The sequence below is a fragment of the Asanoa ishikariensis genome (assembly GCF_900107455.1).
In the GTDB taxonomy this organism is placed as follows: domain Bacteria; phylum Actinomycetota; class Actinomycetes; order Mycobacteriales; family Micromonosporaceae; genus Asanoa; species Asanoa ishikariensis.
On the sequence record NZ_FNQB01000004.1, the window covers coordinates 894684 to 903329 of the forward strand.

At 70.4% G+C, this 8646-nt stretch carries 9 protein-coding genes and 1 pseudogene; 4 read left to right on the forward strand and 6 right to left on the reverse strand.

Annotation, left to right across the window (positions count from 1 at the left end; all coding sequences use genetic code 11):
• Positions 1 to 50: 50 nt before the first annotated feature.
• The 4 genes from BLV39_RS36920 to BLV39_RS36935 are packed head-to-tail and all read right to left on the reverse strand — an operon-like array spanning position 51 to position 3733.
• Entirely contained in the window at positions 51 to 1043 is a 993-nt protein-coding gene (locus BLV39_RS36920; protein WP_090802726.1) for a sulfate/molybdate ABC transporter ATP-binding protein, read from the reverse strand.
• A complete protein-coding gene (locus tag BLV39_RS36925) occupies positions 1040 to 1867 on the reverse strand; it encodes a sulfate ABC transporter permease (RefSeq protein WP_090802727.1) in 828 nt (275 codons plus the stop codon). The genes BLV39_RS36920 and BLV39_RS36925 overlap by 4 nt, the downstream gene beginning before the upstream one ends.
• Positions 1860 to 2705, reverse strand: coding sequence for a sulfate ABC transporter permease subunit CysT (cysT, locus tag BLV39_RS36930; RefSeq protein WP_090802729.1), 846 nt, complete (start codon positions 2703 to 2705; stop codon positions 1860 to 1862). Before cysT ends, BLV39_RS36925 begins: the two co-directional genes overlap by 8 nt.
• Positions 2702 to 3733, reverse strand: a complete 1032-nt coding sequence (locus BLV39_RS36935; RefSeq protein ID WP_090802731.1) for a sulfate ABC transporter substrate-binding protein — start codon at positions 3731 to 3733, stop codon at positions 2702 to 2704. Before BLV39_RS36935 ends, cysT begins: the two co-directional genes overlap by 4 nt.
• Positions 3734 to 4083: 350 nt before the next feature.
• On the opposite strand from BLV39_RS36935, the gene BLV39_RS36940 reads away from it, so the two are divergent.
• Genes BLV39_RS36940 through BLV39_RS36950 form a run of 3 tightly spaced genes read left to right on the forward strand, consistent with a single transcriptional unit; the run spans position 4084 to position 6519 of the window.
• Complete coding sequence (locus BLV39_RS36940) at positions 4084 to 4602, forward strand: NAD(P)H-dependent oxidoreductase (protein ID WP_176985260.1); 519 nt, start codon at positions 4084 to 4086, stop codon at positions 4600 to 4602.
• A 37-nt stretch (positions 4603 to 4639) separates the two neighbouring features.
• The gene (locus tag BLV39_RS36945) at positions 4640 to 5140 is read left to right on the forward strand and encodes a DUF4395 domain-containing protein (protein ID WP_090802737.1); all 501 of its coding nucleotides are present in this window, start codon (positions 4640 to 4642) and stop codon (positions 5138 to 5140) included.
• Positions 5137 to 6519 (forward strand): aromatic amino acid lyase, encoded by a 1383-nt coding sequence (locus BLV39_RS36950; RefSeq protein ID WP_204082671.1) that lies wholly within the window; start codon positions 5137 to 5139, stop codon positions 6517 to 6519. The genes BLV39_RS36945 and BLV39_RS36950 overlap by 4 nt, the downstream gene beginning before the upstream one ends.
• On the opposite strand, the gene BLV39_RS36955 is transcribed toward BLV39_RS36950, so the two are convergent.
• Both BLV39_RS36955 and BLV39_RS36960 read right to left on the reverse strand, forming a co-directional pair.
• A complete protein-coding gene (locus BLV39_RS36955) occupies positions 6516 to 7370 on the reverse strand; it encodes a TauD/TfdA dioxygenase family protein (RefSeq protein WP_090802742.1) in 855 nt (284 codons plus the stop codon). The two genes, BLV39_RS36950 and BLV39_RS36955, sit on opposite strands and share 4 nt — an antisense overlap.
• Positions 7371 to 7382: 12 nt before the next feature.
• Positions 7383 to 7754, reverse strand: a pseudogene (locus BLV39_RS36960) (ATP-binding cassette domain-containing protein); the annotation flags it as partial.
• Positions 7755 to 7860: 106 nt separating this feature from the next.
• Here BLV39_RS36960 and BLV39_RS45200 point away from each other — a divergent pair.
• Positions 7861 to 8646: hypothetical protein (locus BLV39_RS45200; RefSeq protein WP_425304724.1), on the forward strand; the 786-nt coding region annotated here is incomplete at its 3' end.

Sequence of the window (8646 nt, forward strand, 5' to 3'; positions counted from 1 at the left end):
AACGCCGGGCAGTCGTTCGCGGCCGCCGCCCGGCGGGTCATCCGCACTATTTAGCTGGTCTGGACGGTGGCCGCGCGGATCTGACGGCCGACTCCGGCGCCACCCGACGGCACGATCCGCACCGAGACGGTCGCGCCGGTCTCGATGCCGAGCGAAAGGAACTTGGCCCGGGTCAGGGTCACCAGGACGACCTGGTCCTCGGTGGTGACCTCCACGCGGACCTCGAACCCGACCCGCACGATGCGGGTGACCCGGCCCGCGACAGCGGCCGCGCCGGAGCCGTCGGTGACGATCTCCAGGTCGTGCGGCCGCACGAGGTGCTCGCCGAGTTGGGTGACCGGGCCGAGGAATCGCATCACGAAGTCGTTGGCGGGCTCGTCGTAGAGCTGGTCCGGTGTTCCGATCTGTTCGATGCGGCCGTCGTTGATGACGACGATCTCGTCGGCGACCTCGAGGGCCTCCTCCTGGTCGTGCGTGACGAACACCGTGGTCACGTTGACCTCGTCGTGCAGCCGGCGCAGCCAGTCGCGAAGCTCTTTGCGGACCTTCGCGTCGAGCGCACCGAACGGCTCGTCGAGCAACAACACCGTCGGCTCGACGGCCAGCGCCCGCGCCAGAGCCATCCGCTGGCGCTGGCCACCCGAAAGCTGAGACGGCAGCCGGTCGGCGAACTGCTCCAGGTGTACGAGCTCGAGCAGCTCGTCGACCCGCTTGCGGATCTCCGGCTTGGGCCGCCGCCGGATCTCCAGGCCGAAGGCCACGTTGCGCCGGACCGACAGGTGCTTGAACGCGGCGTAGTGCTGGAACACGAAGCCGACGTTGCGCTTCTGCGGGGCCAGGTCGGTCGCCTCGAGGCCCTCGATCTCGATCCGGCCCGTGTCGGCGTGCTCCAGGCCCGCGATGATGCGCAGTAGCGTGGACTTGCCACCACCGGAGGGGCCGAGCAGCGCGGTGAGCTGCCCGGACGGGATGCTCACGGACACGTCGTCGAGCGCGACGAACCCTCCGAAACGCTTGGTTACGTTGACGATCTCGATGCTCAACGGTCTTCCTTAGGCCGGATGACGGAGACGACGATGATGCAGGCGACAGCCACAAGGGCGAGCAGGAAGGCGGTGGCGTACGCCCCGCCCTTGTCGAAGTTGAGGTAGTTCTCCTCGACCACGAGCGTCGCGGTCCTGGTCTCGCCGAGGACGTTGCCGGAGACGACCTTGACGGCCCCGAACTCGCCCAGCGAACGCGCCAGGCTGAGCACGACACCGTAGATGACTCCCCACTTGATGGCGGGAAGGGTGATCCGCAGGAACGTCTGGACGGCGTTGGCGCCCAGGCTGCGGGCCGCCTGCTCCTGTTCGTCGCCGAGCTCCTCGAGGACGGGCACGACCTCGCGGATCACCAGCGGCAGTGCGACGAACACGGTGGCGAGCACGATTCCCGGTGTCGCGAAGATGACCTGGAATCCGGCGCTCTCCAGGGTCGGGCCGAACCAGCCGTTGCGGCCGCCGTACACCAGCACGAGGGCCAGGCCCACGACGATCGGCGAGACCGACAACGGCACGTCGAGCAGCGCGCTCAGCAGCCGCTTGCCGGGGAACTGGTAGCGCACGAGCAGCAGCGAGATCCCCACGCCGAACACGGTGTTGATCACCACGGCGATGATCGCCACGGTGATCGTCAGGTTGAGGGCGTGGACGATGTCCGGGTCCTCGATGATGCCGCGGAGGTTCTCGAACCCGTCGCTGAAGGCGTTCTTGCCGACGAGGTAGACCGGCCAGGCGACCAGGAAGAACAGGTACGCGATGACGACGAGCCGGATGACGTAGCGGGAAGGGCCGCGGGTCCGGGCCGGTGCGGTGCGGTCAGCCACGGCGCACCACCCTGCGCTGGATGATGTCGAGGGCCACGATCACCACGAACGAGATCGCCAGCAGCACGGTCGCGACCGCCGCCGCGCCGGGCAGGTTGTCGTTCTCGATGCTGCTGAGGATCCGCACCGAGGTCACCTCCGTACGCATCGGCAGGTTGCCGGAGAGCAGGACCAGCGAGCCGTACTCGCTGACGCCGCGCGCGAACGAGAGGGCGGCACCCGCCGCGATCGCCGGCGCGATGCTGGGCAGCGTGATCCGCCGGAACGTGGTGAGCCGGCTCGCTCCCAGCGAGGCCGCCGCGTCCTCGGCGTCGCGGTCCAGCTCGGCCAGGACCGGCTGGACGGTACGCACGATGAACGGCAGCGTGACGAACAGGAACGCCAGGAACACGGCGATCCGGGTGTTGGCGATGTCGACGCCGAGCGGGCTGTCCGGGCCGTACAGCGACAGCAGCACCAGGCCGGCGACGATCGTCGGCAGGGCGAACGGGATGTCGATGAGCACCTCGAGCGCACGCTGGCCGAAGAACCGGTCCCGCACGAGCACCCACGCGATGAGCGTGCCCATGACGATGTTGACGAGCGTGACGAGGAAGGCGGTGCCGACGGTCAGCCGGATGGCGGCCGCGGTCTGCTCGTTGGTCACCGCGTCCCAGAACCCGCTCCAGCCGCCCGTCACCGCGGTGGTCACCACGGCGGCGAGCGGAATCAGCACGAGCAGGCTGAACCACAGCATCGCGATGCCGAGGCCCAGGCCCGAGGTCCGGGTGAGGCGGCCGTCCCGGCCCCGACGGCGCTTGAGAGCCGTCGGAGCCGGGGCGAGGGTCGCTGAGGTCATGAAGCTTTTCCGGAGGCCGTGATGATCTTCACGATGATGCCCTCCTTCTCGTCGAAGAACTTCTTCGACAGGTCCGACCAGCTCCCGAAGTCCTTCTCGACGGTGAGCAGCTTCGGCGGCGTCGGGAACGGGTCGTTGGCGTCCTTAGCGCCTTCGATCCCGGTGGTGTCCACGCCGTCGATGATCGGCCGGAAGCCCTTGAGCGCGAACTGGCGCTGCCCGTCCTTGCTCAGCACGAAGTTCAGCCAGTCCTTGGCCTTGGGGTCGGCGGCCTTGAGCACCGCACCCGGGTTCTCGATCTTGATCGTCGTCGACGGGATCACCCAGTCGAGCTCCTCGCCGTTCTGGGTGGCGAGGATCGCCTCGTTCTCGTAGGCGAGCAGGACGTCGCCGCCGCCGTTGAGGAAGCTGGTGGTCGCGTCACGGCCGCTGTTGGGCAGCGACGAGACGTTGGCGAACAGCTTGGTCAGGTACTCCGTGGCCTGGGCGTCGGTGCCGCCGTTGGCGGCGATGTGGCCCCAGGCGGCGAGCGCGTTCCACCGGGCCGCGCCCGAGGAGGCCGGGTTGGGCGTCACGATCTTGATGCCCGGCTTGATCAGGTCGTCCCAGTCCTTGATGTTCTTCGGGTTGCCCTTCGGGACCGCCAGCACCACGATCGACGACGAGACGACACCCTTGTTCGGTCCGTCGTCCCAGGTCGGGTCGACCAGGTCGGCGTCGACCAGGCGGGTCACGTCGCTGGTGACCGAGAAGTGCACGTAGTCGGCCTTCAGCCCGGCGACGACCGCGCGACTCTGGTCACCGGAGGCGCCGTAGGAGGTCTGGAAGCGGACGCCCTTGCCCTCCGGCGTCTTGTTCCACGCCTGGGCGATCGCCTTGTTGGCCGCCTCGGGGACGGCGAAGCCCACGATCGACAACGTCGTGGAGCCTCCGCCTGACGACGCACCCTCGTCACCGCTACCGCACGCCGACAGCGCGAGGCCGGCGGCGAGTGCGATCGCGATGGTTGCTCGGATCCGGGTCTTCATCGGGGAACGTGTCCTCCTTCAGCGCATAGGCGCGCACAACTCGTCAAGGGACGCACTTCTGCTGAAAAACGCATACGCGAACAGGCGAGCACCAGCCGCACGGCGTTGTCGCCGGCGTCGCCGCGGATCGGCTGGCGTGCCAGCCATGGATCCGAATATCCCACTAAACCAGTCGACTTTCAAGACATTGTTTCGAGCCGATCGTGCAGGTGGTCCGGGTGCCCCAACTGCGACGAAGCTGTGTTTAATCCTATTAACCCGATGGGTGTGGTTGACAGCGCGCGTCGCGCTCGCCGAGAATGTTTGGGGAGCCGAACGCGGCGTCCATAGTGGAAGTGGCGGGAGACGACGTGACCTCGGTGGTGACCTTGGTCGGCAACCCACGGTCCGGCTCACGGACCCGCTCGCTGGCCGACGCGGCGGTGGCGGAGCTGTCGGCCCGGGCGGTGCTCGACGAGCCGCGCGTGCTGGAGCTCAGCGAGCTCGTGGGCATCACGTTCTCGGCCGAGCCGGCGGTGGCCGCCGCGCCGGTGGAGGACCCGTTCGCCGTGGTGCGCGCGGCGCGGCTGCTCGTGGTGGCCACTCCGACCTACAAGGGCACGTACACCGGGCTGTTGAAGGTCTTCCTGGATCGGTTCGGCCATCGGGAGCTGGCCGGTCTGGTCGCGGTGCCGGTCGCGATCGCCGCGTCGGAGGCCCACCGGCAGTCGGTCGGCGCCACGCTGACCGACCTGCTGGTCGAGCTCGGCGCGACCGTCCCGGCATCGCCCCTGGCGGTCCTCGAACCGGACGTCGCGGACGCGGCCGCCAAGTGGGCGTCCGCGCACGCCGACGCGGTGATCGCGGCACTAAACCTATCGGCCGAGTAGGATGGCAGGGCTGACGAACACGGCCCGGGAGCGACGCATGTGGCGCAACCTGTTCAGCTTCCCGAATCCCGTCAACGAGGTCTCGGCACGGCTGGTCGCGGGCGGCGTCGTGATCATGGCGGCCGCCGCGCTGATCTTCGACCTGCGGTGGCTGACGGTAGTCATGGCGTACGGGTTCCTCGCCCGGGTGGCCACCGGCCCGACGCTGTCGCCGCTCGGGCAGCTCGTCACCCGGGTCGTCACGCCGCGGCTGCCGGTCGCCGCCAAGCCGGTGCCGGGGCCGCCGAAGCGGTTCGCGCAGGGCATGGGCGCCGTCATCACCACGACCGCGGCCGTGCTCTGGGTCGGTTTCGGCCTGGCCACCGCGGGCAAGGTCGTTCTCGGACTCGTCCTCGTGGCGGCGACCCTCGAGTCCGTGTTCGCCTTCTGCATCGGCTGCGTCATCTTCGCGGCGCTGATGCGGGCCAACCTGATCCCGGAATCCGTCTGCGAGCAGTGCAACGACATCACGCTGCGCCGGGCGCCCGCGGCATCGTGAGTCCGACCGTCGACCTCGACGGCACCGGCCTGCGCGCCGGCGACGTCGAGACGATCGCCCGCGGCGGCGCGCCGGTGCGGGTGACCGACGCCGGCTGGGAGCGGATCGCGGTGGCGGCCCGGCCGCTCGGCGACGGCTCCGTCTACGGACGCACCACGGGAGTCGGCGCCAACAAGCATGCCGACGCGGCATTTGGCAACGGGTTGCGGCTGCTGCGCAGTCACGCCTGCGGCGCGGGGGCGCCCGTCCCGGCCGATCAGGCCCGGGCGATGCTCGCCGTCCGGGTCAACCAGCTCGCCGCCGGGGGAGCGGGCGTCCACCCGCGGGTCGTCGCCGCCCTGGTGGAGGCGCTGAACCAGGGACTCACCCCGCCCGTCCGCAGCATCGGGGCGATCGGCACCGGCGACCTGACCGCGCTCGCGACGACCGCCCTGTGCCTGCTCGGCGAGCGGCCGTGGCAGGGCGGCACGATGCCCGTGGTCGACATCGACGACGGCGACGCGCTGGCGCTGATCAGCAGCAGCGCGGCGACCATCGGTGCGGCCGCGCTGGCGTGGTGCGACACGGACCGGCTGCTGCGGGCGATGGTCACGGTCGCGGCCCTGTCGATGGACGCCGTGGACGCCTCGCCGGAGCCGTTCGCCGAAGCGGTCCAGGCGGCGAACCCGTACCCGGGCCAGGCCCGCGTCGCGGCGATGGTGCGGGCACTGATCGTGGATCGCAGTCAGCGCCGGGTCCAGGACTCCTACGCGTACCGGGCGCTGCCGCAGGTGCACGGCACCGCCTTCGACGCCGCGGACCGGCTCGACGCCGTGCTCACGGTCGCGCTCAACGCCGCGGCGGAGAATCCGCTCGTCGCCTCGGGTCGTGCTGTCCACAATGGAAACTTCCACACCGCCGCACTCGCGGCCGCCGCCGACGGGCTGTGCGCCGCTCTCGCCCAGACGGCCGCGCTGTCGGCGGCCCGCCTCGCGAGCCTGGTCGACCCGGCGACCACCGGGTTGCGCGCCTTCCTCGCCACCGGCCCGCAGGACAGCTCCGGCGTGATGATCCTCGAGTACGTCGCACACAGCGCACTCGCCGAGCTGCGCGGCTGTGCCGGCGGTGCGGTCGCGGCGGCCAGCGGCGGCGCCCTGTCGATGGGCGCCGAGGAGCACGCGAGCTTCGCGACCCAGTCGGCGGCGCGGTTGGCGACGGCCGCCGACCGGGCCGCCGTGGTGGTGGGCTGCGAGCTGGTGGCGGCTGCGCGGGCGGTCCGGCAACGCGGCGGCCAGCTACCGGGGCCGCTGGCGGCTTTCGCCAGTGCGGACGACGCCGACCGCAGCCTCGAAGCCGACCTCGACGCGGCCGTCGCGCTGCTACCCACGCTCGCGGACTAGGGACCGTACGGTTCGTCGCCGCGCAGGGTGATGCGGTGCATGACGCGGTGGGCGCTGCCGTAATCGCGGTTGGCGTAGTGGGCGGTGCTGCGGTTGTCCCACATCACCACGTCGCCGGCGCGCCAGCGGTGGCGCACGATGTGCTCGGGCTTGGTCAGGTGGGCGTACAGCAGGTCCAGGATGCCGCGGCTCTCGGCGTCCGAGACGCCGACGATGTGTGAGGTGAAGCCCGGGTTGACGAACAGGCCGCGCAGGCCCGTCTCCGGGTGCACCCGCACGACCGGGTGCTCGACGGGGTCGAGGCGGGTGACCACCTCGCCGTCCCAGACACTGCCCCGACCGCCGCGCCGCTGGGCCAGGTAGTAGCCGAACTCCCGGTTGCCGTCGTGCACCGCGGTGAGCTGGTCCGCCAGCTGGCGCACAGGCGCGGACAGTGACCGGTACGCGAGCTGCGTGTCGGCCCAGCTCGTGTCGCCGCCCGACGGCGGCAGGGTGACCGCCCGCAGGATCGAGCCCAGCGGTGGGCGCCGCATGAAGGTGACGTCGGTGTGCCACACGTCGGCGAACCCGTCGTCGGCGCTGTCGAGCGCGTAGATCTCCGGATGCGCCTCGTCGACACCGCCGACCACCGGGTGCGACGCGGTCAGCTCACCGATGCGCCGGCCGAGGCTGACCTGCCCGTCCTCGTCGAGCTGCTGGTCGCGGAAGAACAACACCTTGCGGTCCACGAGGGTACGGCGTACGGCCGCGAGCTCGTCGTCGGTGGCATTGCCGAGGTCGAGGCCGAACACCTCGGAGCCGAACTCCGGCGAGAGGCGGTCGGTGGCCAGGTCGAGATCCGTGCCGGACATGGTGTCTCCCTTCTAGTGCGCGACGGCCGCCGCCCGGACGGCGTGGCCGATCTCGGCGCGGAGTGCGGCGTAGCGGGGCAGGCCGCGCAGCACGTCGGGCTCCACGCCGGTGCGGGGCAGGTCGACGTCGAGGTCGAGCGCGATCCGGCCGGGTCGACTGGTCAGCACCACTACCCGGCTGCCCAGGAACACCGCCTCGTCGACGCTGTGGGTGACGAACACGCAGGTGCGGCCGTGGGTGACCTGACGCAGGTCCTCCTGCAACCGTTCGCGGGTCAGCGCGTCCAACGCCGCGAACGGCTCGTCGAGCAACAGCAGCGGGCTGTCCACGGCCAGCGCCCGGGCGATGGCGACCCGCTGCTGCTGCCCGCCGGAGATCTGCCAGGTGCGGCGGTGCGCGACGTAGCGAAGGCTCGGTTATCTCAGGGTTCTCGAGGCGCGTTCACTGGAGACTTCGTCGGAAAGGCTGCGGGAACTGGCTGTTGACGACATCCGCCCGGTCCGGCTCTGGACCGCTCGCAACGAGCGCACACCACCGGATGCCCTGGAGCGTCTGTCACGCGATCAAGACTCGTCAGTGCGTTGGAACGTGTTGTTGAACCCGCAGACGCCCGGCAACGCGCTGGAAGGCATGGCCGCAGAGGAAGCGCTCGTCTACGGCACCAGGTCTTTCGTCGGCCGTCAACACATCGTCCATCACCCGAACGTTCCGGAACTCTTCGGCGGCTCCTGCTTGAGTCTGGCGCTTGCCGGACCTGCCCTGACCCGTCCTGCGCCGGCTACCGGCCCTACCGGTCCTACGACCGTTGACCGAGGGAACTGGCACGTTCCTCTTGTGGCCGCGCGCTCGGTCGGTTCGACGCTGGTTCGTTGCCGCCGGTCAGGAAGTGAGTTCGCGCCGGAGCTCGTCGTCCGGCAGCAGTGGCGCAAGAAGATCGCGGACGTAACGCTGACGGGTTCTGGGATCCGTGTCGCCCCAGAAGTGACCCAAGCCCAGGATGTGGTCGCGAACTTTCTCGACCTCCGCTGCACGGCCGCGGGCATCTCGCCAGACAGCCCAGGCTCTGGACGGCGGCGTGAGTCAGAATGGCGGCTTGGGTGGCCGCCCTGGGTCGTCGGCCCGCCGGCCGGGGCCCGTTCAGCGTCTACCGGTGGCCAAGGCGACGAGGTACTGCCCGCCGCCCGCGTCGACGCTTGCGGTCACCGCCAGTCCGGGCACCAGCCGAGAGAACCGGTCGACCAGCCAGTCCGCCGCCTCCTGGGCATCCTTCTTGCT